The sequence below is a fragment of the Nitrobacter hamburgensis X14 genome (assembly GCF_000013885.1).
GTDB classification, from domain to species: Bacteria; Pseudomonadota; Alphaproteobacteria; order Rhizobiales; family Xanthobacteraceae; genus Nitrobacter; species Nitrobacter hamburgensis.
Genome location: NC_007964.1, coordinates 1532689 through 1556478, shown reverse-complemented (window position 1 = coordinate 1556478; position 23790 = coordinate 1532689). Strand labels below are relative to the sequence as shown.

The 23790-nt window shown below is 61.5% G+C and carries 19 protein-coding genes; 8 read left to right on the top strand and 11 right to left on the bottom strand.

Annotated elements, in window-relative coordinates:
• The first annotated feature begins 136 nt into the window (after positions 1 to 136).
• The 4 genes from NHAM_RS06995 (at position 137) to NHAM_RS06985 (ending at position 4039) form a co-directional block, all read left to right on the top strand.
• Positions 137 to 1246 (top strand): multiubiquitin domain-containing protein, encoded by a 1110-nt coding sequence (locus tag NHAM_RS06995; RefSeq protein WP_011509886.1) that lies wholly within the window; start codon positions 137 to 139, stop codon positions 1244 to 1246.
• A complete protein-coding gene (locus tag NHAM_RS06990; RefSeq protein WP_011509885.1) occupies positions 1243 to 2619 on the top strand; it encodes a ThiF family adenylyltransferase in 1377 nt (458 codons plus the stop codon). Before NHAM_RS06995 ends, NHAM_RS06990 begins: the two co-directional genes overlap by 4 nt.
• A gap of 182 nt (positions 2620 to 2801) precedes the next feature.
• On the top strand, positions 2802 to 2987 hold the full coding sequence (locus NHAM_RS29030; RefSeq protein WP_245270056.1) for a DUF6527 family protein: 186 nt from the start codon (positions 2802 to 2804) through the stop codon (positions 2985 to 2987).
• Between the two features lie 113 nt (positions 2988 to 3100).
• Positions 3101 to 4039 (top strand): hypothetical protein, encoded by a 939-nt coding sequence (locus NHAM_RS06985; protein WP_011509883.1) that lies wholly within the window; start codon positions 3101 to 3103, stop codon positions 4037 to 4039.
• Between the two features lie 32 nt (positions 4040 to 4071).
• On the opposite strand, the gene NHAM_RS06980 is transcribed toward NHAM_RS06985, so the two are convergent.
• The 11 genes from NHAM_RS06980 to NHAM_RS23955 form a co-directional block, all read right to left on the bottom strand.
• Positions 4072 to 6417: a helix-turn-helix domain-containing protein gene (locus NHAM_RS06980; RefSeq protein ID WP_011509882.1), complete on the bottom strand. Its 2346-nt coding sequence runs from the start codon at positions 6415 to 6417 to the stop codon at positions 4072 to 4074.
• A 3-nt stretch (positions 6418 to 6420) separates the two neighbouring features.
• The gene (locus NHAM_RS06975; RefSeq protein WP_011509881.1) at positions 6421 to 7488 is read right to left on the bottom strand and encodes a TniB family NTP-binding protein; all 1068 of its coding nucleotides are present in this window, start codon (positions 7486 to 7488) and stop codon (positions 6421 to 6423) included.
• Positions 7489 to 7505: 17 nt separating this feature from the next.
• Positions 7506 to 9854 carry an integrase catalytic domain-containing protein gene (locus NHAM_RS06970; RefSeq protein WP_011509880.1) on the bottom strand — a complete coding sequence of 783 codons (2349 nt, stop codon included), beginning with the start codon at positions 9852 to 9854 and terminating at the stop codon, positions 7506 to 7508.
• A 22-nt stretch (positions 9855 to 9876) separates the two neighbouring features.
• Positions 9877 to 10629: a TnsA endonuclease N-terminal domain-containing protein gene (locus NHAM_RS24740; protein WP_011509879.1), complete on the bottom strand. Its 753-nt coding sequence runs from the start codon at positions 10627 to 10629 to the stop codon at positions 9877 to 9879.
• Between the two features lie 823 nt (positions 10630 to 11452).
• Positions 11453 to 11719, bottom strand: a complete 267-nt coding sequence (locus tag NHAM_RS06960; protein ID WP_041357807.1) for a hypothetical protein — start codon at positions 11717 to 11719, stop codon at positions 11453 to 11455.
• Positions 11720 to 11740: 21 nt separating this feature from the next.
• Complete coding sequence (locus NHAM_RS06955) at positions 11741 to 13855, bottom strand: AAA family ATPase (RefSeq protein ID WP_011509877.1); 2115 nt, start codon at positions 13853 to 13855, stop codon at positions 11741 to 11743.
• Complete coding sequence (locus NHAM_RS06950; protein ID WP_011509876.1) at positions 13852 to 14439, bottom strand: hypothetical protein; 588 nt, start codon at positions 14437 to 14439, stop codon at positions 13852 to 13854. The genes NHAM_RS06955 and NHAM_RS06950 overlap by 4 nt, the downstream gene beginning before the upstream one ends.
• Before the next feature lie 95 nt (positions 14440 to 14534).
• Positions 14535 to 15314 (bottom strand): metallophosphoesterase, encoded by a 780-nt coding sequence (locus tag NHAM_RS06945; RefSeq protein WP_011509875.1) that lies wholly within the window; start codon positions 15312 to 15314, stop codon positions 14535 to 14537.
• Between the two features lie 9 nt (positions 15315 to 15323).
• Positions 15324 to 15515 (bottom strand): hypothetical protein, encoded by a 192-nt coding sequence (locus NHAM_RS06940; protein ID WP_041357805.1) that lies wholly within the window; start codon positions 15513 to 15515, stop codon positions 15324 to 15326.
• A gap of 3 nt (positions 15516 to 15518) precedes the next feature.
• Positions 15519 to 16064 (bottom strand): hypothetical protein, encoded by a 546-nt coding sequence (locus NHAM_RS23960; RefSeq protein WP_011509874.1) that lies wholly within the window; start codon positions 16062 to 16064, stop codon positions 15519 to 15521.
• 6 nt (positions 16065 to 16070) lie between these two features.
• Positions 16071 to 16601: a hypothetical protein gene (locus NHAM_RS23955; RefSeq protein ID WP_011509873.1), complete on the bottom strand. Its 531-nt coding sequence runs from the start codon at positions 16599 to 16601 to the stop codon at positions 16071 to 16073.
• Positions 16602 to 16935: 334 nt separating this feature from the next.
• Between NHAM_RS23955 and NHAM_RS28060 the strand changes: the two genes are divergently transcribed.
• Genes NHAM_RS28060 through NHAM_RS06910 form a run of 4 tightly spaced genes read left to right on the top strand, consistent with a single transcriptional unit; the run spans position 16936 to position 23790 of the window.
• Entirely contained in the window at positions 16936 to 17058 is a 123-nt protein-coding gene (locus NHAM_RS28060) for a ribbon-helix-helix protein, CopG family (RefSeq protein WP_245270025.1), read from the top strand.
• A 17-nt stretch (positions 17059 to 17075) separates the two neighbouring features.
• A complete protein-coding gene (locus tag NHAM_RS06920) occupies positions 17076 to 20213 on the top strand; it encodes an anti-phage-associated DUF499 domain-containing protein (RefSeq protein WP_041357804.1) in 3138 nt (1045 codons plus the stop codon).
• Positions 20210 to 20791 carry an anti-phage-associated DUF3780 domain-containing protein gene (locus NHAM_RS06915; protein ID WP_011509870.1) on the top strand — a complete coding sequence of 194 codons (582 nt, stop codon included), beginning with the start codon at positions 20210 to 20212 and terminating at the stop codon, positions 20789 to 20791. Before NHAM_RS06920 ends, NHAM_RS06915 begins: the two co-directional genes overlap by 4 nt.
• An 11-nt stretch (positions 20792 to 20802) precedes the next feature.
• On the top strand, positions 20803 to 23790 hold the full coding sequence (locus tag NHAM_RS06910) for an anti-phage-associated DUF1156 domain-containing protein (protein ID WP_011509869.1): 2988 nt from the start codon (positions 20803 to 20805) through the stop codon (positions 23788 to 23790).

Here is a 23790-nt window from a genome sequence, read left to right as displayed (position 1 = left end):
CTCCGGCCCCCCATCCCTCCCTAGAACACAGTGCGCACCAGAGGAGTCGGTTCGGACACGATCATCTCATGTCCGAGTCGATACCACCAGCGCGCACTACTCACTGAACACAACTCGAATCCGAAAGGCTACTACCATGTCTATCAACCAAACCGCGGGTTCGCAGCCCGCGGAAAATGCCATTACCATCGAGGTCGCCGGCACCGATCTCGCCTTCGGCCCGGTGATCATCCGCGACCGGACTCCCACCGGTGCGCAGATCGCGGCCGCTGCGGGACTGACGCCAGCGCAAGATCCGTATGTGCTGAGCTTCCTTCCCGATGGTGAGCTAGTCGAAATTCTGGCGTCCGAGACGGTCGATCTCGACGAAGGCCGTCGCCGCTTCATCGTGACGTCCGCCGACCGGTCCTATCGTCTCACGGTGGATGGCGAGCAGTACGATTGGCCCGCGAGGATGGTAACGGGCGCTACGGTCCGGAAGCTGGCGCGCGTGCCGGCTGAATTCCTGGTCTATCTCGAACGCCAAGACGAGCCGGACCGTCTCATCGGCAATCAGGACATCGTGAACCTGGGCGATAAGGGGGTCGAGCATTTCCATGCCCGAAAGCAGACGTGGAAGTTAATGGTCCAGAACGTCCTCATAGAGATCGCGACGCCGACCGTGGTGGTCGCCGACGCAATGCGTCAGGCCGGATTCGATCCGGCCCAGCCGTGGCACATCTTCCTCAAGGTCCAGGACCAGACGAAGCGCGAGGTTGCCGCGAATTACGTTCTGGATCTCCGCACACCGGGCATTGAGAAGCTCCGGCTGATCCCAAAGGACGTGAACAACGGCGAGGCATGCGCGCCTCGCCAGGCTTTTGCGCTCCTCCCGGTTGACGAGCGCCACCTCGATACCATGGGGCTGAAGTGGGAAACCGTTGTCGATGGCGGGCGGCGCTGGCTTCTCATCGAAGGCTATCCCGTACCCGAGGGATACAATGCGGCTGTTGTGACGTTGGCGCTGGAGATTCCGGGTCCCTATCCGGGAGCGCAGATTGATATGTTCTACGTCCATCCGGCGCTTCGCAGGCTCGTCGGCGAGGAGATCCCGGCGACCCAGGCCACTGAGACCGTCCTCGGTCGTATCTTTCAGCGTTGGTCGCGCCACCGCGGCCCCAATTCGCCGTGGAGCTCGCGCCTCGACAACGTGATGACCCATCTCACCTTGGTCGATGGCGCCCTCGCGAAGGAGGTGAACCAGTGAGCGCCGAGAGCAGGTTGCTCCTCCCGGTCGGCGTCCACACGGCGCTGCGCGCGCACCTTTTTCCCGGCGACGGCAATGAGTCTGCGGCGATCTTGCTCTGCGCGGCCGGGCCGGGCCGCAGGCTCAAGTTGCTGGCACGCGAGTTGATCCCCGTTCCACATGAGGCTTGCTCCGTTCGCAAACCCGACCGGATCACCTGGCCCGGGAGGTGGATCGAAGAGGCCATCGACCGGGGCGAGAAAGAGGGTCTACATATCGTACTCGTCCATTCCCATCCGGGCGGGCTCTTTGAGTTTTCCGCAGCCGACGATGCGAGCGATAGCGTGGTGGTCCCCGGACTTTTCGCTGCCTATGATGCCCGACATGGGACCGCGATCATGACGCCCGACGGCAGGATGAAGGTACGGTTCTACGATCACGACCTTCAGCCAACAGTCGTCGACCTAGTAATGGTGCCGGGCGACGACATCAAGATCTGGTGGAGCGACCACCAGGGCGGCCCGCCCATGGCGTTCACGTCCGAAATGACCGCTGCCAACCAACACTTGTCGGTCGCCGTCATCGGAGCCTCGGGGACAGGATCAATCATCATCGAGCAGGTTGCGCGGCTCGGATTCGGTCGCATCGTCGTCATCGACTTCGACAAAATCGAGGGCAAGAACCTCAATCGCATCCTCAATACAAGTTGCGCCGACGTCGGTCGTTTCAAAGTCGAAGTGATGGCTAACGCGGCCGCCTCCCATCGGGGAAACGGAACGGTTATTCCGATGCCGACTTCGATTCTGGACCGAGAGGCGGTGATCGCTGCCTCGGATTGCGACTTCGTCTTTTGCTGCGTCGATACGCTCGAAGCCCGACTGGTGGCAGATCTGATCTCGGCCATGTTCCTGATGCCCTTGGTCGACATGGGCGTCGTGATCCCGGTTCGGCGGCATGGCGGGGACGTGCGCATTGCCGACGTCTACGGCCGAATCGACTACGTGTACCCGGGAGGGGCGACGCTCGAAGACAGGGGCGTCTACGATCCGGAGCGACTGAGAGAAGAGTATCTGAGGACGCACGCCCCCGATGCTCACCGGTTCGAGGTGCGGGACGGCTACATTAAGGGTATTGCCGAAGAGGCGCCATCGGTGATCACGCTGAACATGCGGGTCGCTGCGATGGCGGTCGGCGAACTTCTGGCCAGGCTTTACCCGTTTCGGCACGAGGCCAATCGGCGATACGCCCGCACCACGTTCAGCCTGGCGGCCTGCGAGGAGGAATACTTCGCTGAAGAAGCATTCACAGCGTCCGGCGCCATTCCGTTGGCTAGGGGAGCCGAAGAACCCCTGCTCGGTCTGCCCGCCTTAAGCGCCCGCCGGGGGCAACCGTGAAATCGATCGTCAGATTGACGACGAAACTTTGGGCGTCGTGCCGCAGCGCCGTTCGAAGCTTCCGAGACGTTTACGGCCCGGCCCGTCGGATTAGCATTGTCGAAAGCGACAGCTTACCCGACAAGCTTCCCGACCGCGACCTCATTCTTGCGCGTGACGACGGGGAGGACTGGAGCGTCGGAATGAAATGCCCCTGCGGGTGCGGTAGGAGAATCGAGTTGTTGCTCCTGGCCGAGGCACGTCCCCGCTGGTCCCTCACGATCGATTCCCGCCGACGACCAACGCTAGTTCCGTCGATATGGCTTGAAGGCGAGTGCAGGTCTCACTTCTGGGTGAAGCAGGGTCGGATCGTCTGGGCAGAGCGGTGAGACGCTGGTGCGTCAGCCAGTAAGCAAAGCTTTCGACGCGAAATGAGTCAATTGGTCAGAATGACCGATTGTCATAAGTTATTTATTTTCAAAGGACACGCGAGGGTCCCGAAATGCAGGTAGCCGCCGGCGCTGCATCCGACTTGGTCGACCGATTTGAAGAGTTGCTGGCGAAGCACTCGATCAGCGTACCGCGACACGCCGAGACTGGGGCCGACATGCTCCCGTTCCGATCGATCCTAGATCGATTGAAGGCCGGGTTCTCCGGTACTCCCGACGACTTGCGAACGGACTACACAGCGGCGATCGCGGTCCACGATTTGGCAGCAAAGGTGCTGCAGGTGAAGGATCATCCCCGGTTTCGCGACCTCCTACCCCATCTAGAGATCCTGGCGAAGGGCGCGATACATTTGACCGAACCTCCACCTGCCTATCCGGACGGCTACAACAAGCTGATCGAAGTGTACTGGGCCTGCCTCGCTCTGTCGGCTGGGCTTACGATCGATCTTGATCATCCAACGGATTCGACCGGACGAAATCCCGACGTCATTACTTCGGCTTCAACGCGCCCTTCCCGCCACGGCTATGCGTTCAAGACAATCCGCTCGCCCTATGCTCAAAGCATCCTGACCCACCTCGAAAAAGGGGTGGATCAGATACAGCGTTCAAATTGTTCCGAGAGTATCGTTGCGCTTCACCTGACACCAAGGCTGCAATCGGCCGACATTTGGCCCGCGGGAGGCTCTTTCCTTCATTGGGGACAACCCGCCATCGCAGTGGCGTCCGCGTGCCATGCGATGCTGACCGAGGTCGTAACTGACAATGGGATGGCGAAGATCGATGACATTTTCCGCGGAACGAAGGTGGCGGGCGTGGTCCTCTGCCTTGGCTTCTGTCCGACCGTCGCCATCAACCCGCTCACTGGACGGCCGACCATGATGCCGTTGAAGGTGGCGACACTCGTCGAGATTTCGCAGTTGAACCCGCTGTCGGGCTCGTTCTTTAGCGAACTGACAGGCCTCAATCATCAGATGCAGACGGTCCTCGGGTAATCCAAGCGCGACCGAAGAGGTTGCTGCAAGGGTCAACGCGATCGATGTAACCTGTTCGTGGCCTTGTCTCTGCTGATGCCAAGTTGGGTGAGAAATGCAGAAAACGTCTTGTATGCCACCGACATTTGCTGCGATGAGTTGAAGCGCTTCCAGATATCGTTCGTCGAGCGGCTTGAATCTTCCGCGACCAGCGCGACGATCTCATCCGCGAAGGGATCGAGCTTCCCCGCGGTCGCTATTTCCCCTGTCTCTTCATAGTGTTTCACCCATCTCGCCACCGTCTTGTGATGGACGCCCATGCGCACGGCAACGTGGTGTGGTGTCAGGCCGCTGATGACAGCTTTGACCGCGTGCTTCTTTTCAGAAGAGTCGACGCGTCTCTGTTCCCTTTGTGGGACGACAATTTCCGCGAAAGACTTCGGTTGCAGCGGGAGAGCGGCTTCGAATTTTTCGCGCAAGTAGACAGGCATCCGTCCATCACGCAGCGTGAATTCGGGGTGGACGTCCTGCGTCTTGAGCCATCGGTTCAGTTCGTGCCCTATCCGGAAGACGCTGCGTTGGCGCATTTCCGAGCCAAAGACGTAACGGTTCGCGGCGGCCTCCACGTCGAGACGCGCGAACATGGCCGTACCGTCGCCCGTCCGCTTGGGAAGGAGGCCGTTCTTTGCCAAGGCCCAGACTGTCGTCTCGTCCGTTCCGAGGATCTGAGCGGCCTCGTCGCGGGTCAGCCAACGATTCGCGTGGGTTTGCCGACGGTGGTCCGCCGCTTCGGGAAGGGAGTTGAGCTCCACGGCAACGGCACGGCGCCAATCGCGGCCGAATTTCGAGATTGCGTACGCGGGGATGGCGCCGCATACGATGCCGTCGATGATTGCCGCCCACGGCACGTCGGTCCGCAGCGCACGCACCGCTTCCATGAGTTTGACCGCGCTGCGGGGCGGAGGGCCGGGCCGCGCGCGCTGCTTGATGGCAATGTGCAGCGCATTGACGGTCGAAAGGCGATACCCGCGGTCGTCGAACATGTCGGCGACCGCACCATCGATGCCCATGATGAGTTCGCGGATCGCGAGTTGTTCGAGCACCGGCGGCTGCACGCGCAGGATGGCCGTCGCACCTCTCACGTTGACGACGTCCTTGTAGATCGCGGCCAGCGGCTTGACGTCGTCGACGCGCATCATCACCGGTGATATTTTCGCGTCGGCTCGTCGCGTCTCGACCGCGCCGCTGTTGGCCAACCTCGTCAGCGCGTGCTTGGATATGGCGAGCTCCTTCGTGATTTCGTCGATGTTCCTCCAGATCCTGTCATTGTCGCAGGTATCGAGCCGCCCGACTCGCCTCCGGACCGTACCTGTGTCGTTGGTCCGCGCGAGGTCCCGCGCGATCGCATCGTTAAAGAATACCTGTATCCGCGTGGAGAGTCTGGGATCGAGGCTCGCGGCGGCGAGCGGGCCGAGTTCATGATAGATCCCATGCGTATGCGGGCGTCGATCCGCGAAGCGCCGCATCTCGTCGCAGAGGGCGCCGAAACCTTCCTCGCCTCCGATGATCGCCCGGCCGGCACGTTCAAGCATGGCGGGACTGAGATCGACGAAGTCAGCGGCGCGCTGCGGTCTCGCGATATCGGTGGCCTTGAGCACGTATTCCGGACGTTGGCAGCATGCGAGGTACATGACCGCCTCGAAGAGGGCGGTGCGGCCCGTCTGGCGAATGCCTTCCGGAACGAGCCGCTGCGCGGCGTTCCTGCGGTTGGGATCTGGATGAACGAGACCGACGACGAAATCGATGGCCTCGTCGTCGTGGATGTCGACGAGCGGCTGCGGATGATCACGCAGATCCGTGGTGGCGTAGCCTTTTTCATCGATGCAGACGTCGCAATTGGCGGGACCTCGCAAAGAGGACCAACCTAGTCTGTGACCGCAGACGGGGCATTTGTCCAACAGTCTTTCGCGCGTCCCCGGATCGAAGCAGAACGGACGTAGCTCCCAGATAGCGCGATGGTATGGCGCTTTTGCGAGCGCGCGCGGCGAAACGCGACGTATGCTGGGCTCCCAATACTGCGTTCGCAGTTCGATGCCGAAATAGTCGATCGTCGCGGAGCTGCTGTGCTTCCGCCTGTAGCGCCGCGTCGCCACCTCGGCGGGATCCAGCTTAAACAGCTCGGCGATGCCGGCGACGGCGGAGTCGTCGAGCTTCGAGGCGTTCGGCGGAAATCCCTGCGGAAGCTCGACTCCGGCCAGCCTCAGTCCCTGCCGCAGATTCCGCACCAAGGTCCGCTGCAGAGCGCGGTTGACGTATCCGAGCAGACTTTCGTCGGGAAGCGGTGCCGGCATCTCCGCCACGAATGAACGGGCCTTCAAGGTGCGTTGTTCTGTCGACATGGTTCAGATCTTGAGCGCCTTGGACATATTGGTGACGGCTTCCGTCGTCGTGGGGCGGGGCTTCGAAACGAAGGGATCGTAGATCTCGATCGTCTCACCATCCTGGTCCTTTTGCTCGGCCTTCCATGCCCAAAACGCGTGCTTGATGTCGTCCCAATTGATGGTGCGCCGCTCCATCCGCTGCACTATACGCAGAGCGATCATGATGATCCGGCTCACGACTCCCACGACGCCGTCGGACATGTCGTAGAGGAAGGCGCGGCTCTTCAGGTCGTCGATCAGGCCGATTGGCTCGTCGAGGATGCCCTGGGCGACCAATTCGCGATCGATGCGTCCGATGAACTTGTAGAAATAGGTGAAGTCGTGCGGATCACTTAGATCGACGGGGTCGAGCGAGATTGAGTCGAACTTCCGGTTGTTCAGTTCGGTCGAAGTCTCGAAGAAGAGATTAACGTTGTCTGTTCCCATGACAATGACGGCGAAGAGACCGTCGTTGATGAGGCTCTTGATGTGGGGTGCGAAGGCCTGAGCCCTCTCCGCTGGTTCGCGGGTGCCCAGTACGCTATGCGCCTCGTCGAGCACCACGATGTAGGTGCCGGCGGCGCGCGCCACGTTTCGGATTGCGTCGGCTGCGACGTTCTCCGAATAGTCGGCAATCTGCTTGCGGACTACGTGCGCTTGGGGATCGTTGAACGCCTCGAGGATCTGGACCTGAAGCTGCCGGAGTCTGGTGGTGGAAGATCGCAGCTTGACCACCAGGATGGGCGTCTTTCCGGGGTGCTTCTTCTTTAATTTTTCCGCGATCGTCACCATCGACGTGGTCTTCGTGGACCCAGACGGGCCGATGATCGGCATGACGGAAAGTTCGGTGTAGGTGATTGATTGTCCCCCCGCCTCGGCCTCCTTCTGGTTCTCGACGTCGCCATCGACGAGCTCCTGAGTTTCGTCGAGCAGGTCGAGCGTCAGGGATTCGATCATGTCGAGCCGGCTGTTCCTGACCACCAGCGTTCTGAGCTTCGCGCGGAGCGCGGCGCCGCTGCTGTGCGCATTGTTCAGTATTGTTTCGGTCATGGTCCCTGCTGCTCCATTCAATCTTCATCCAGCCACTTTTTGATGTTTTCTCGCGATGCGGTCGGCTTGCTGGGCTTTTCGGTCTTCTTCGATTTCCGCGCGGCGGCCTTGGCATGTCGCGTGATGCGCTCCTTGACTGCTTCTGTCGCCTTCCTGCCCTTGCTCTCCGCTTCATCTTCTGCCTTTTGCCTGCGGGTGCGCTTGGCTTTCGCCTTCGATTTGGCGCTCTGCGAGCGGCCCTTCTGGGCGTATCGCTCCTCGTCGTCCCTTTCGAATGCGGCGACCTGATCGGGAACGAGAGTGGCTGCGGCCATTCCGTTTGGCGAAGGCTCGGCGGTGGCGAACACCACATCCGAAGCACCCACTTTTTCGTCGCTTCGCGCGGTGGAAGGGCGGTCGAACATGCTCTGCGACTGGGCCAAACCGCGGATAGCCTCCTTGGTATTGCGCTTCGGAAGGAGGCCTGCGACCTTCTCCCACTTCTCCCGCAAACGGTTGCGGGCGGCCCAACGCTGCTCGTCGGTTTCGAACGGCAGATCGTTGGCCTTCGCGAAGATCTTGACCTTCTCGGCGTGCCAGAACGAGATCGGTCTGGCGAATTCCTTGGCGGGGTCGCGCCCCGGGGTCTTTTTGGTCGGCCCATAGACAAACTTTCTGTCGCGATTGGGCAAGGTTTCGTAGCGCGGCGGCTTGGCGGCGTCGTTCCACACCTGGATGCACGAAGCATCGATCGGGTCGTACTTGATCTTCACCCACGCTCGCGCGCTGCCAATCGGTGATTTCGGCTGGTCCCGGCGTTTCCGCTTGGCCGACACCGGCCCGAGCATCCGGGAGACAATCCTCTTGTCGTGGAAAGTCATGTTCTTGAAGCGGACGCCGCGTCGCGTTAACCGGACCGCCGTCGTCTGTCCGAGGATGTGGTCGAGCGCCGTGATGTCGTCGATGACGTGGCGCCTCTTCAGCGTGCGCTTCCATACTTCTGCCGGAAGATCGCACAGCGTCGAGTGACGATCGTTGTGGTAGCCGACAATGGCGTCGTGCATAAGTTCGTCGAGGCCTCCGAGGCTAATGACCGAGTCCGCTCTCGGATTGACGTCGATCAGTCTCATCTCCGTCGGGCCGGCTGGTACGGCACCGGGAAGCTTGTGGAAGATGCGCTGGTTAAGAGTGCGGAAGAATCTCTCCCCGATGGCCTTGTACTGGGGCGTGCGGACGGGCGACCAGATGATTCTGGTGCCGATGTCGCGCAACGCGTCCTGCAACGACGGGCTCTTGAACTCCCACCCGGAATCGACGAGCAAATTTTCGGGTTTGCCCCAGGCGTCCCAGGTGCCCGGCACGTCGGGGAACGTCCACTTCATGTAGTTCTTGTTGCGGTTGACGCGCTTGAGCGTTGTCAGCACGGAATGAAGGCTCGCGGGCTCAAACGAGATCAGATAGCCGAGCACGCAGCGGGTCGCGACATCGATGGCCACCGTCAGTGTCGGACGTCCCAACGGCAGGAACTGCTCGGTATCGAACACAACCCAAGTATCCACGACAGTGTGGTCCATAATGACGAGCTCGAGCGGTCGAGTGGCGCTGAGGCCCTCCTCGATTCCCTCGAACTTGAGGTGCGCTTCGCGTGAGCCGTACTTTGTTTCCCAGTTGTCGCTATTGATCGTTTGATTGATGCGGCGCCGGAGGGTTTCCATCCGTTTCGGGAATTTTAGCGGGTCAAGCTTGGCGGCATCGCGCTCCCTATTGATCTTCGCGACGATGCTGCGGAAGTACGCGTAGGCCTCGGTGTAGCCCCGCGATCTCAGTTCCCAAAAAAACTCCACTGCCTTGTTCAGCGCCGCCTCGATTTCTTTGTCGAAGTGCTTTCGTAAGGTACGGCCGCGACCGGAGCGGAACGCGCGCAACGGCCTGTTGCCAGGCTCGCCACAATTGACAAGCGCGTAGTACAGTGCCTCGGGCGACACTTCATGCGTATGCTTGTTGCTGTAGGCCTGGTGTTTGTGCTCCTTGATGAATTCGCGGAGACCGGCGCGGCCGAGGCTCGCGCCTAGCGTATCGTCCCACCGGCGAGCGAAGAATTGCAGCGCCCGCGCCCGTTTCAGATCTTCCGAGTCTTCCTCGTCGGGTCCGAACTCGCCGCGCTCGCTGCTGGATTTGACACTGCCGTTCGCACAGCGGAAGACGTCGATGCGCCTCGCCTGACCCGCGCCGAGCATTTCGACGAGCTTGGACTCCGACAGTGGAAGGCGATGCCCGGTCTTTTCCTTCAGGAACCACAGGGTCTCGTCGTCCCACTCCTCATGGAAGCGGTACCGGCCGTGCGGCAATTCGAAGATGTCGCCTTGTTCGAGGTCAAGCGTAGTCATGATTGCCCCTCCGTGGGCGACGTCACCGCCGCCCACGTGTTTTGTTCGGTTTGATCACGGCGCTGTCGCGCGTGATGCGTTTGTTGACGTCGATCGCGGCCGTCCGAGTGCAGACCATGGCGTGGAGCACGGCGGTCGCGCGCGTCTGGCTGATCCCGCTGGCGTCAGCGATCGTTTCGACCGCTTTGCCGTAGGGAATCGCCCCATCGACCTGGAACGCCTCCTCCATCGCCAGACGCTCTCGCGTCCGGATCAGGGAGAAGTTGTCGGCGCAGATCATGTCGGCGTTCGAGAGGATCGGGTCGATCTCGAGTTCGTCCTCGGCTACGACGATGCGGAATTTCCATTCCAACGCCGCGTAGATCCTCTTCGCTTTCTTGAGCTTGAAGGCGTAGTCGGGGTCTTTCTCGATTTCGTCGTCCCTCTGCTTGACCTCGATGATCTCTGTCGTGCCGTCCTCGAGCCGCCGCAACAGGTCCGGGAAGTAGTAGAGAGGCTTCTCATTCCCCTCGACCCTGATCTCGAGCCTGTGCGGTTGCGCAAGAAAGCGCTCGACGGTGGTATCCGCTTCGGAGATCCACATCAGATGCCGCTCGCCGTATCCTTCCCACGGGAAGACGCGGTTCGATTTGCGTGAGACGAACGTCCCTACGGGTTTTCGTTGTGCGTATTGCACGAAAGTCCGGATAGGTTGCCACCCCGGCGCTCTTACGATCGTCGCCTTCGATGTCGCGATCATTGCCGCGCGAGTCTGAAGATTTTCGCCATTACTCATGGTTGAAACCTTCTTAAGTGCGTGGCGCAGGCGTCGACTTCGGACACCGCAGGTCGTTCGCACCTCGTGCGATCTGATTGCGGCTGCGCAATCGCAGTCGTGTTTTTCTCGTTCATGGCCGACTCCCATCGGAGTCTGACGGAGCGGAAGAACTGCCGACGCAGTCGGACTTCGTTCACCATCTCCGAGCAAAGCTCCGCCGTTCCCGCAAACGGTGCGTTTGCGGGTTTGCCTTGGGATCGACGTCGGGCTATGGACTGCGTTGTTCAGGCGCGGCGCCAACGGCCCTTCATCGGGTTCGTCCGGATGCCGAAGACAACGATCCCCATCGTCAGTACCGGGCAAGGCAACCCGGCCGATCGACGCGAGGAGCGCTTCGCTTTTCAGCGACGCCCACGGCAGTCCGCTGCCGCGCGAGGCGGCCCGGAATTTTCAATTGTCTTTGACGATCCTCCCGAGACCGCCGCTCAAGCGACGGGCTTCGTCAGCTTCGGGAATTCGGCGGCTCGCGCCGAACCGCATCGCGCGGGTCCGGGAGGCGAGTGCTACCGGACCAGCCCGCAGTCATCCGATTCGGAATCGACGGATATCTTCATGACGCGTCTCCTCATAGCCGGCAGAGCGCCAGCGCAGATTGGAAAGCTTAAAACGTCTGAAGGAGACGACCTCATCCGCCGGGCACAGCCGGCGGATCCTCATCGGATCGCTGGCTTAGGCCTGGCGTACGAAGCGCATCGCCCTCGGGCGCGCGAAAAGGATGGTGGTCGGTTTGGTCATGATCGCCATGTACCACGGAGCGATCGCCAAACCATTCACCGGATCGCTAAAGTTCGACGAATTCGGCCTTCAAAATCTCGGCGCAGGCCTTCTCCAGAAGTGCCCACACACTCTGGCGGCGGTCGTGGCGTTCGACGATACAGGCGGCGTTGCGGGGCCCGCCACCGGTAAGTGCGTTCGCGGCCTCCATGATCTCGACCGAGTAGTCGGAAACGTCGGCCAGGTCGGACCGGTTGGCGATCCGCATGGAGCCGATCGTGCGACGGTGAGATTCATATCCGCCGGGGACGAGGTCGATCGTGATGGCGAGCATTCGCGGACTCCTTCATGATAGTTATTGAGCGGATTCGATCTGATCTTTCGCAGCCGTCGCTCCGACGATCCGGCGCACTTCTTCCCCCGAAAGCTGGCGGCGTGTTCGGAGCTGGTCGGCTACGGCGATGATCGCATCGCGGTAACGGTGAACGACTTCTTCGGTGCGGGTCTGCAGGGTCCTGACGTGCCTCTCGACCGTGGCGCGAAGACCGGGATCGAGGCGGACGGCCTCCAGTGAGTCGCGGTGCGAACTGAGATAGGCCAGCGTTTCGCCAAGTCCCGTGGACGCGTGCAGCGAGGCGACGTACTGCGTGACCTGGGCGAGGTCGGACGCATCGTCCCCGCCGCTGCCCAGTCCGGCATTGCCGATCAGAATTTGCTCCGCGGTGCGTCCAGCCAACAGGACGATGGCGCGCCGTTCGACCGAATCGCGAGTGAGCAGGTCGTCCTTATCGGTCTCCACCAGGGTCTGGCCGGCGGCCCCTTCGGTGCTGCGGACGATGCAGCGCTTCAGAATGCCGGACGGAACGACGATCGATCCCACCGCGTGCGCGGCTTCGTGGATGCAGATGCGCCTGAGGGCGTCCGGAGCGACTTCTTCGGCCGGCGCCATCGCCTCCAGGACATCGTCGCGCCTCAGCTGGCGACCCGCGTAGCGTGCGATCCGGCGCGCGTCGCGGACGGTCATCATGATCTCGGCTCCGGTCGATCCATCCAGTAATTCGGCAATGTCGTCGATGTCGGCGTCCGGGATTTCTCCATTGAGGTGATGGCGGAGAATATTCGCGGCGCCGGCGCGGTCGGGGCGCTTGACCTCGATCGCCCGCTCGAGCCTCCCGGGGCGCAATATGGCCGCGTCGACTCCCTTGATGTTATTCGTCGCGCCGATCACCACGATTCCGGCGCGCTTCCCCGCGACCGCGTTGTCGAGGCTAAGCATGAAGTCGGTCAAAACGCTGGTCCACCATTCCGCCGCTCTCGGAGTCATCGTGGCCCTGTTAGGCAGCGCATCGATCTCATCGAGAAAAAGAATGCACGGCGCGACGGCTGCCGCGCGTTCGAACATCGCTCGCGATGCCTTGATGACCGAATCGAGATAGCCGGCCGAGCCCGCGAAGAGATCCGCAATCGAGAATGCCACCAGCGGAACACCGCACGCCTGCGCCAGAATTCGCGCGAACAGGGATTTGCCGAGTCCGGGCTCGGAAAACAGTACGGCACCACGATCGACTTCCTGCCAGTCGAGACGGCCGGCGCGGTAGTCGGCGAGATCCCGCGCCAGAGTCATTCCCCAGGTGCGCGCCGCGCCGTATTCGACCGCGTCGTCCAGTCGCGGCAGACGCTCAGCCGCTCCGACGCTGCCTGAGCTTGCGGCCGCGTGGCGGAGACGTTCCACGATTTCCGCCGGGGATGAATTGGCGCGAAAGGCGGCGACGAGATCGTGGAATTCGAGGCCAGCGCAGATCTTGTCGTCGAGCCCGGCGGGTACCGGCTTGCCGGTGAACATCCGGATCGCGCGCGCGATGGTGCGGGCACCGGGGGCATCGAGCCGGATCGTCAGATCGATCGCCATCGTCAACGCCGTCGGAAGCGCGTTGCGGTCCACGGCAATGCCGACCACCGAATGTCCGCGCGACAGGCTGGTCGCGACCTGTCCATTGCGTTCCGCCTTCTGCTGCGGGGTCGTTTTCGTCGTGTCGACCTCGAAGGTTTCCCAACATTTGCCGAAACGCTCCAGGAAATGCCACTTGACCGGCGCGACCCAACTCGGTCCCGGCACAAGGATGACGAGGGCAAGACCGGTCTCGCTCTTCAATCGTTGCCGGATTTCGCCTCCGATCGTTCCATGAAACGCGGCAGCAACGATCGAGCATCGCGCGGAGAGGGTTCTTTTTGCCCGCTTGGGAGGCGGCGGCGGATCGTCGGCTCGAATTATTTCGTCAGGCGCCTCCCGCGCAACGGGCGGCGGCAACATCCGCGCATGAGGTCCGTCCACGGATTTGCGCTGCTTGCGGCTCACGCCGCCCGCCTTCTCGCGCGACGCGACCTTTCGCCTGGTGGTCTTCTTCGCTACGGACGTCTTTTCTTTCGCGACGCGGGAACGCTGCGCTTTCGCAAGTTTCTTGGCTGTCATGAACGGCTCCCGACGATGGTGGTTGGGCCGAGCGGCTGCGAAATCAGGTCGATCTCGATCAGATCCGAGCATGCGAGCGCCATCACGGCGGGTGCCGGATCGCGGGTTGCGCGGATGCGCTTGAGGAGGCAGGCGAGCCGCAGCGGGCCTTCCTCCTGCAAGACCGTCAGCACGCGCATGCGCATCTCGATGCCGACCGGATGCAGCCGGTAGGCCCAGACGGCCTTCGAGTTGGCGAAGCGCGGCTCGCGCCGGATATCGGCGGCAGTCAGGGTCAGGGGCGCGAGTCCGATCCGGTCGAGGGCGATCAGCGCAAGACCCTCGGATTCGACGTCGCGTACCGGCCGAGCCTCGACCACGTCGAGGTGGAAGCGACCATCGTCGCGTACGACGGCGATCGCGTTCAGCGCTACCTGTGTCGCGCCGACGGCCGCCGACGGAACGAACTCCAGCGAGCGCACTTGCGGATCGAGAGACGCCTGGACCAATGCGTCCCGGACGAGCGGATGTCGCGCCGGGATCGCCGTCGACGTTTTGGCGGAAACGAACAGGTGAGGTCGGATGGACTCGCGGCTCTGGAGCATGTGACCGTACTCGGAATCTGAACAGAATGAAGGGTGGCGAACTCTGTCTGCAGCGAGCGTTTGTCGTCGGTATCGGTCATGCGTGCCTCCTGCCGTTAGATTTCGATGATCAGATTCGGATTGAATGCCGCGTTGTCCCACGTGGTTTCGCGCGGCAGCCACGGGCCGTAGCCCTTGGCATTGCTGACGACGCGCGTGCGCCCCACCATGAAATCCCTGCTTTCATGGGTGTGCCCATAGATCCAGAGTTCGGGAGCGCCCTCCTCGATCAAGGGTCGAAGATCGCTGGAATAGGCGGCCGAAACGATGTCGTTCTCGAAGCCCCGATGCGCGGCTTCCGTCACCGGTCCATGATGCGTGACGACGACGTGCCGCCCGGGCTTGCGCAGTTCGCGCGCGATGAAATCCCGCGTTTCCATATGGCGCTTCAGCGTATGCGCGGGCCGCAAACGGAGTTGGTAGTCGCGCGTGCGGATCTTCCGATAGTCGTTCATCGTCTCGCCGGCGACGGCCATTGCATAATCCGGATCGCCGAACAGATCGAAGTCGGTCCAAAGCGTTGCGCCTATAAAGGTGACGCCCTGGATCGTCACGGCATCGTTCTGCAGGACGTGGACTCGAGAGCCCTCAGCGGCGGCGCGCGCCTTCTCAACGGTGCGGTCGATGTCGCAGCCGTATCCCTCATGGTTACCGGCGACGTAGATGACGTCCCGGTCCGGCACGCGCTCGCGCAGCCAGCCTACCCCGCGCTCCATGCGCGGGATGATATCGCCCGCCGCGACGAGAACGTCGAAATCCGGACGCGCCTCGCCCGCCGGCAGGTCCCAGCCGCGGGTCAGTTCGAGATGCAGGTCGGACAGAATCCACAGACGCATGGTCGGGTCTCAATCGGTGGGCTCGGTGGGGTCACTTTCGGCAAGCGCCGTCATGGCGGCGATCAACGGATCGTCATCGGCGAGTTCCTCGACCGAGAGCGCGAACTGAACATCGACGGAGCCGCAGCGTGGACAGGCATGCCGTCCGTCGTAAACAAACGATCCTTCTTCGGCACAGGCGCGGCAGCGGAAACGGGCCATGTTCTATTGCTCCTCGATGCCAAGAGATTTTGGGTCCACATCGACGAATGTGTCGCTTGCGCGGTCGTAACGGCGGGGAGCGATGCGAAACCCGCCCGGTGTCGCACGGCGGACGACCTGAACGTTTTCCTGCCCCGGCTCCGTCGGCACGGGCTGGCCCTTCGCGTGCGCCGCGCATCGGGTCATGTAGATCCCGCCATGGCGGTAAAGCTGGCCCTCCTCTCCGCACGTCTCGCACGTGCAAGCGGAGCGCGCTTCCGCCAGCGCGATCGCCTCATTGATCCTGGATCTGGTCTCGGACGAGACCTCGCCATGCCAGTAGAAGCGAAGGCCGCCAAACTTTTCCTTGATCTGCGATGCCCTGAACGCCCCGCCGCCGTCGGCGAGCGCTCTTTCGATCCTGACGCATGCGCGTTCCAGCAGATCCCGCCACCCGTCGCCGCAGGTGGGATAGCCATTCGCCTGCTCTGGATGCGCCTCCTGGGGATGAAACAGATTGGGATGAGCCTCGATCAACTCGATCCGCCAGTCCCGCACAGTGTGTGCCATGGCCAGTTACTCCTCGATGCCAAGAGATTGCGGATCGACGTCGACGAAGCTGTCGGTGACGCGGTTGTAGCGACGAGCCAAAACCCGGCGCCCCTTGCCGACGATCCGCTCCATGACCTGGACGTTTTCGAAGCGCGGCTCGCTTTCGACGGGATGCCCCTCCGCATGCAGCGCGCAGCGCGTCATCAACCATCCGCCCTTGCGGTACAGCCGGCCTTCCTCGCCACAGGTTTCGCAGGTGCAGGCGCTGCGGGCCTCGGCCAGGTCGATGGCGTCTTCGACCCGGGTGTCGGCTTCGGCCGACAAGTTGCCATCCCAATAGAAGCGCAGCGTCCCGTACTTTTCCTTGATCTGCGTGGCCCTGAACCAGCCGCCGTCGACCGCCACCGCGGTCCGGATCCGCGCGCAGGCGCGCTGCAGCAGGTCCTGCCATCCCTCGCCACATTCCGGCAGGGCCGGGCTGCCCGCTGAGGGGTGGAACAGGCCCGGATAGGCCTCAATCAAAGCCGCCCGCCAATTCCTCGCCTGTCCAGTCATTTGCTACGCCTCACGCAAAGTCACTATACAGAACAAAACATGAACATTAACCTGAGTCAATAGGTTTCTATAGACCTATATCTATATTTCTATAAGGTACCAGACCGACTGCGGCGGATTCCGCCGCTTTGGCAATGGGATGACTGGGCAGGGAGCCGAAGATTGTCGGGGAAACGAAAAAAGCTTTCGCCGGCGTCCCTTGCCGCAGCCCGCAACCCATGGGACGGTTTTCCGGATTGCACAACGCACAGGCAGGGCGATGGCGGACGCAAAACCGTCTCCTCGAAGGGGTCGAAAACCCCCTCAGGGCGACAAAAGACAATTCCTGACGACCATGGATCCGGACGTCATACGGGCGATCAAGCAGAAGGCGCTCGACCTGGACCGGACCGCTTCGGACGTCATGGAGGAAGCCGCCAAGCAATGGCTCGAGCGGCATCGCGCAGGCAAGAAGTAAGGGGCGAGCGGGGAAAGATGCTTCAGACAATCAAGGACGCCTGCAAGTTCGATCCCAAAGCGATCGACTACGCCCTGAGCGATCAGATCGAAAATCTCGACGATCTCGTCGGGCACGACTCGAAGGCAGCCGAAGCCTTCTTTGCCAAGACCTACGTCACGGGTGGCATGAAGACCCTGCTGCGGCAGGGCCTGCAGCGGCTCTCCGGCACATCCGGACAGGCCGTCTTCGAACTCAAGCAGGCGATGGGCGGCGGCAAGACCCACTCCATGCTGGCGTTGGGGTATCTGGCGGCGAATCCGAAGCTGTTCGACCTGGTCGCCAAGGACATCACGCAGGGCATCAAGACAGAGCCGGCCCAGGTCGTGGCGATCTCCGGACGTTCGATTTCGCGAGACAGGCACCTTTGGGGCGACATCGCCGCCCAACTGGGCAAGGCAGACAAATTCCTCGAATTCTACAAGGGCGCGCCGGTGGCGCCGAACGAGAAGGATTGGATCGGGCTGATTGGTGACGCCCCCACCCTGATTCTGCTCGACGAGTTGCCGCCGTACTTCCGGAACGCCATCACGCAGAACGTTGGCGGTGGCACTTTGGCCGACGTCACGACCTACGCGGTCTCGAACCTGTTGTCGGCGGCGCTCAAGCTGCCCCGCCTCTGCATCGTGATTTCGAACCTGTCCGGCGCATACGAAAACACCACCAAGGAAATCACCGCGATGGTGGCAAAGGCCACCCGGGATCTGCAGAACGAGACCGGTCGCCAAGCCAAGGGCATCACGCCGGTCGAACTCGGATCGGATGAAATCTACAACATCCTGCGTACCCGCCTTCTGACGGCCGAGCCGAATTCCAAGGTGGTCGATTCCGTCGCGACCGCGTTCTCCGACGCGATTTCCGACGCCGTCAAGTCGAAGACCGTCGCCAAGTCGGCGACCCAGATCGCCGACGAGATCGCCGCGAGCTATCCCTTCCACCCTTCATTCAAGCACATCCTCGCGCTGTTCAAGGAAAACGAACGCTTCCGCCAGACCCGCGGTCTGATGACCATGGCGGCCTTGATGGTGAAGTCCGCCCTCGACCGGCCGTCTAACGACGTTTTCCTGGTCGGCTGCCAGCACATCGATCTGTCGCAGCCCGACGTCCGCGATGTGATCATCAACGTTTACGATCTCTCCGGAGCGATCGCTCACGACATCGCAGGGACAGGTACCGAGAGGGCGCACGCCCAGACCATCGACGACCAGACCGACGGCGACGCTGCCAGCCAGGTTGCCCGGATCCTGCTGCTGTCGTCGCTGTCGGAGGCGAGCGATGCCGTCAAGGGATTGAGCAAGTCGCAGGTCGTCGAGAATCTGGTGGCCCCGCTGCGCTCGCCCTTGGAGTTCGACGAGGCGTTCGAGAAGCTGCGCATCGAGTGCTGGTACCTGCATCGCAAGGAAAACGATGCGTGGTACTTCTCGAAGAACGAGAACCTCAAGAAGAAGATCGAGAAGTACGCCACTACAGCCGCGCAGCCCAAGATCGATGCCGAGATGGAGCGGAGGCTTGCGCTGGTTTTCGAACCGAAGCGCAAGAATGCGTATGCGCAGGCGCTGGCACTACCGAAGATCGAGGACATCAAGACCAACGGTGACCGTCTTCTGCTGGTGCTGAGCCCCGACAAGCGGGTGCCGCCGGAAGAGGCGGAGCGGCTGTTCAATGCCATCGTGGAGAAGAACAACTTCTGCGTCGTCACCGGGGACGGGACCGATCTGGCGAAGCTGGAGGACAAGGTCCGCCGCATCTGGGCCACGGCCAAGGTGCTGCAGGAGGATGGCGGGGAGCGCTCGCCGAACCTGGCTGAGCTCGAAGAAGAGACCGAAACTGCCGAGTTCGAGTTCAACTCGACGCTGATCAATCTGTTCAACCGCGTCTACTATCCGGCGCGGCTGCCGAAGGGCGGGGAAGGGTTGGCCTACGCCGCCCTGAAGCTGGTCGAGCGCCGCAGCAAGGAAGGTGGCCCGACGACCATCGATGGCGAGATGGCGGTCGAGGAGGCCCTCAGCGCCACCGGCGCCTCGAAGCTGATCGTCGATCTGGCCGAGGATGGTGTCACGACCAGCTTGCGGTCCCGAGCCGAGGATCTTCTGTGGGGAACGACCGAACGAAAGACGCGCTGGAAGGACGTCGAGGAGCGGGCGATCTGCAACGTCCGCTGGCCATGGCTGCCACCGCGTGGGCTCGAGGATGTGAAGCGCGCTGCGCTCGGCACCGCCCAATGGCGTGACAGCGGCGACGGCTACATCGAAAAGGGACCGTTTCCGGCGGCCAAGACCTCGGTCAAGGTGGTGGTCCGCGGCTACGACGAGCAGACCGGCACCTCGACGATCGAACTGACGCCGACCGACACTGGACCGAATGGCCGCATCCATTGGGCTCCGACTGGCGACGTCTCAGCGAAATCCCCTGTTGTCCCCGATCTCATCATCGAACGCGACGAAACGGTCCTTTGGTTCCTGGCTGTCGATCCCGACGGCAAGCACGACACCGGCGAGCCGGTGAAGTGGACGAACACGCTGACGTTGACCTTTGAGCCGAAGGAAGTGATGGGAAAACGCACGGTGGCGTTGACCGTGATGCCGCGCGGCACCATCCGCTGGAATACCGACGGCACCAACGCGCGCGAGGGCAAGCCTTACACCGGACCGATCCCGATCGAAGGAGACGGCGAGGTCAAGGTGTATGCGTACGCCGAGGACGCCGGCGTCGAAACGTCGAAGATCTTCACCATCAGGCCGGTGGCTGCAGGCGCGATCCAACTGGATCCGGATAGGCCCGTGGTCATCAGGAAGCGCCAGAAGATTGCCTCGACGGCGGACGTATTTTCGACGCTCAAGGCGCTCAAAATCGCCCATGCAAAACTGAAAGGCAGCCTGGCGGTCACCGTGGGTCAGGGCGACGTCAACGCCACGACCCGCTTCGGACCCCAGACCGTTCTCGGGCCGGAGGCCTTGGAGGCATTCCTTGGTGCGGGCCGCAGCGCGCTCGGTAGCGACACGGCGGAGACCGAGATCGGTTTTGCGGAGGTCCACTTCGAGACGGGCCGCGAGATGGAAGAGTTCGTGGCGACCGTCGGATGGGCCGTCAGTCCGGATGAGGTTGAGCAATCGTGAGTGAGCGTAAGACGACAGGTTTCGGCGTCCCGAACGATATCGATCCCCATCACTTCGTGGTCGAGATCCCGGCGGCGCGCGCCAATCCCGTCGTCATCACTGAGCAATTTGGCCTGACCGGCGGCTCCAACGGCATCCCGGATTCGATTGAGCGCTGCCGAATCGGTCAGGACGCCTGGAACGGCGTCCGCAAGGAACTCGAGCGTGTGCTGAATGATCGTCTCAAGGAGAAAAAGCTTACGACCAGCCGATGGAAGAGCGGCAAGAACCAGGTTGAGCGTCTTCTTGGCCGCGAACTCTGCGTCTTGCTGTGGGCGATCGAGGCTGCGCCGAAGGAGACGATTCCGAACGCCATCCGCAACTGGAGCGGGTTGAAGCCGGAAGAGCGCTGGTGGTTGTTCGCCATGGCGGCCTCGATGACAGGGACATCGCAGGACGTCGACGTCGGCTGGCGCAAGGCGCTGCGGGTAGCGCTGACGGAGAATCCGACCGGTGAGGAGGTCGTGGCCATTCGGGCCAAACGGCCGAAAAGCACGGAGGAGCGACCCCAGCTTCCTTTGTTCGAGCGCATGAAGTGAAGAGTGTGATCATGGACGCTAAAGTCGTGAAGTCCAAGGTGGTGCCGTTTTCGTTCAAGAATACCCCGTCCTTGATCGAGCGCGTGTGGCCAGCGCAGAAGATTTCTGTCGAGGCGCAAAAGGAGCGCAAAGCAAATCTCGGTCAGACTCTGACCGGGCTTGGCTCCTATTGGAAGGGACGAAAGCCTCTTGTCCTGGTGCGAGCCTGCGTTCTCGCTTCGCTCCTCCCGTCCACCGGCGACGATATCGCGGATCTGGAGATCTTCGAAATCCTGATGGGGATGAGCGACAAACAAATTTCTCAGCGGTTCAAAACTCCGCTCTCTATCGAAGAAATCGAAAGTTACGGCACTCCTGCGGAGATCGCCGCACTTGTAGAGACGATCGAACTCGACGGGAAGTCGGAAAAACGGCTCGCACCGATGCCTCGGGGCGACCGCCTAGCTCTGATGACGGCGATCCTACCGCGAATGCCGTACGCGGCCAGAGTCGCCAAGCTCTTGCGTCCAGAGGAAGTGAAGGAAGAAGAACTCACCGGGCCGTATCTCAAAGAAATCAACGCAAGGTTAGGCACGAAGGCGACGAATCTCGCCGACCTTCTCAACGAGATCGGCGAACAGCGGTTTGGCGAAAGGATCAGCATTGCGGACACGTTCTGCGGCGGCGGCTCGATTCCGTTCGAGGCCGCTCGATTGGGCCTCGACGTTTACGCCTCCGATCTCAACCCCATCGCATGCACGCTCACGTGGGGTGCCCTCAACGTCATCGGAGCCGACGAGGAGCGTCGCAGCGAAATCGCTAAAGCCGAGAAGAAGCTGGCCATCAAGGTGAACAAAGAGTTGGCCTCGTTGGGGATCGAGTTCAACGCTGCCGGCGACCGCGCCAAGGCGTACCTCTACTGTCTCGAGACGAGATGTCCGCAGACGCAGTGGATGGTTCCGATGTCCACGACTTGGGCGATCTCGAAGTCACGGAACGTAATCGGCCGTCTTGTCCCCGATCATGCCAACAAGCGGTTCAATATCGAGGTCGTTGCAGGAGTATCCGACGAGGAATTGGCGAAAGCCGATCTCGGTACGGTTCGGGACAACAGCCTGGTGTACGAACTTGACGGTGAAATCTATTCGACACCTATCAAGACAATCAGAGGAGATCGTCGCACTGCCGACGGAACAAATACGAGTGGTCTTCGCCTGTGGACCAAGGAAGATTTCAAGCCGGCGCCGACTGACGTCTTCCAGGAACGGCTCTATTGCATCCAATGGATCGCGAAGGACTCACTAGACAAGACCCGACAGGAGACGTTCTTCGCAGCCCCTACCGAGCGCGACCTGAAAAACGAGAAAAAGATCGAAGGTATCGTCTCGAAGAACCTATCGTCGTGGCAATCGGCTGGACTTGTCCCCGATATGAAGATCGAGGCCGGCGATAACACCGACCAACCGATCAGGGAGCGCGGGTGGACCTATTGGCACCACCTGTTCACGCCCCGTGACTACGTCGTCCTCTCCACCATTTTGAAGAGCATCGATGATCCATCGCTTTTGGTTGCCGTTCCGTCGGTTCTGAACCATGCAAGCAAGATGTGTCAGTGGATCACTTCGGCCGCCAGGAAGGACGCTCGCGGTAAGCAGTTGGGCGGGCCCCGCGAGCTTCCGAACCACGTCTTCTACAATCAAGCGCTCAACACATTTTGGAACTACTCAAGTCGGGCTTCCATCTTCCTCATCAAGGATTTGTTCCTGACGTCCGAAGTTCAGTCGTTCCCGCTGGTGAGCAACCGTACGGTCGCGTCACATGCCGTATCTGACCTCAAAACCACCAATCACGTGTATATCACGGACCCGCCCTATGCGGACGCGGTCAACTATCACGAGATCACCGAGTTCTTCATCTCGTGGATACGGGGCAGTGGCCGCAAGGTGTTCCCGGACTGGACGTGGGACTCGCGTCGGCCCGTTGCAATCAAAGGCGACGGCGAAGATTTTAGGCACAACATGGTCGGTGCGTACCGAACTATGACGGAACACATGCCGTCTTCCGGATTGCAAATCCTGATGTTCACACATCAGTCTTCTGCAGTTTGGGCCGACATGGCTCAGATATTCTGGGGTGCGGGCTTGCAGGTCATGGCGGCCTGGTACATCGCGACCGAGACGACATCCGAACTCAAGAAGGGCGGATACGTCCAGGGCACGGTGATTCTAGTCGCTCGCAAGCGCGGAGGGAGCGAGGCCGGATACAAGGACGAGATCGTGCAGGAGGTGCGGGCCGAGGTTGCCGATCAGATCGATACCATGGCAGGCCTGAATCAACACATGAAAGGCCATGGCCGTATCGAGAACCTCTTCGAGGATGCCGACCTTCAGATGGCGGGCTATGCGGCCGCGCTACGCGTGCTCACGAAGTACGAGAAGATCGACGGCACGGATATGACGAAAGAGGCCCTGCGCCCCCGCAGGACGGGCGAGAAGAACTTGGTCGGCGAGATCATCGATTTTGCAGTTCAGGTTGCGAATGAGCACATGGTGCCCGAGAATATGTCTCCGAAGCTCTGGGAGAGCCTGACGGGTGCGGAGCGCTTCTATTTCAAGATGATGGACATCGAGACCACGTCGCTACGAAAGCTCGACAACTACCAGAATTTCGCGAAGGCATTCCGCGTAGGCGACTACGGGGCCCTAATGGGGAGCGTGGAGCCGAACAAGGCTCGGTTGCGGACAGCGAAAGAGTTCAAGAAGAACAGCTTCGAGGTGCCCGAGTTCGGCCCGTCGGTGACCCGAGCGGCCCTATACGCCATTTTCGAACTGGAAAACGAGGTGGAGGGGGACGACGTGCTGTCCCACCTCAAGGATCTGCTGCCCAGCTACCACAACAAGCGCGACGACCTGGCTGCGATCGCGGAGTACATTGCCCGAAAGCGGGAGGCCGTGGACGAGACAGAATCGCGTGCGGCGCGTATTCTCCACGGTCTGATCCGGAACGAACGCTTGGGATAG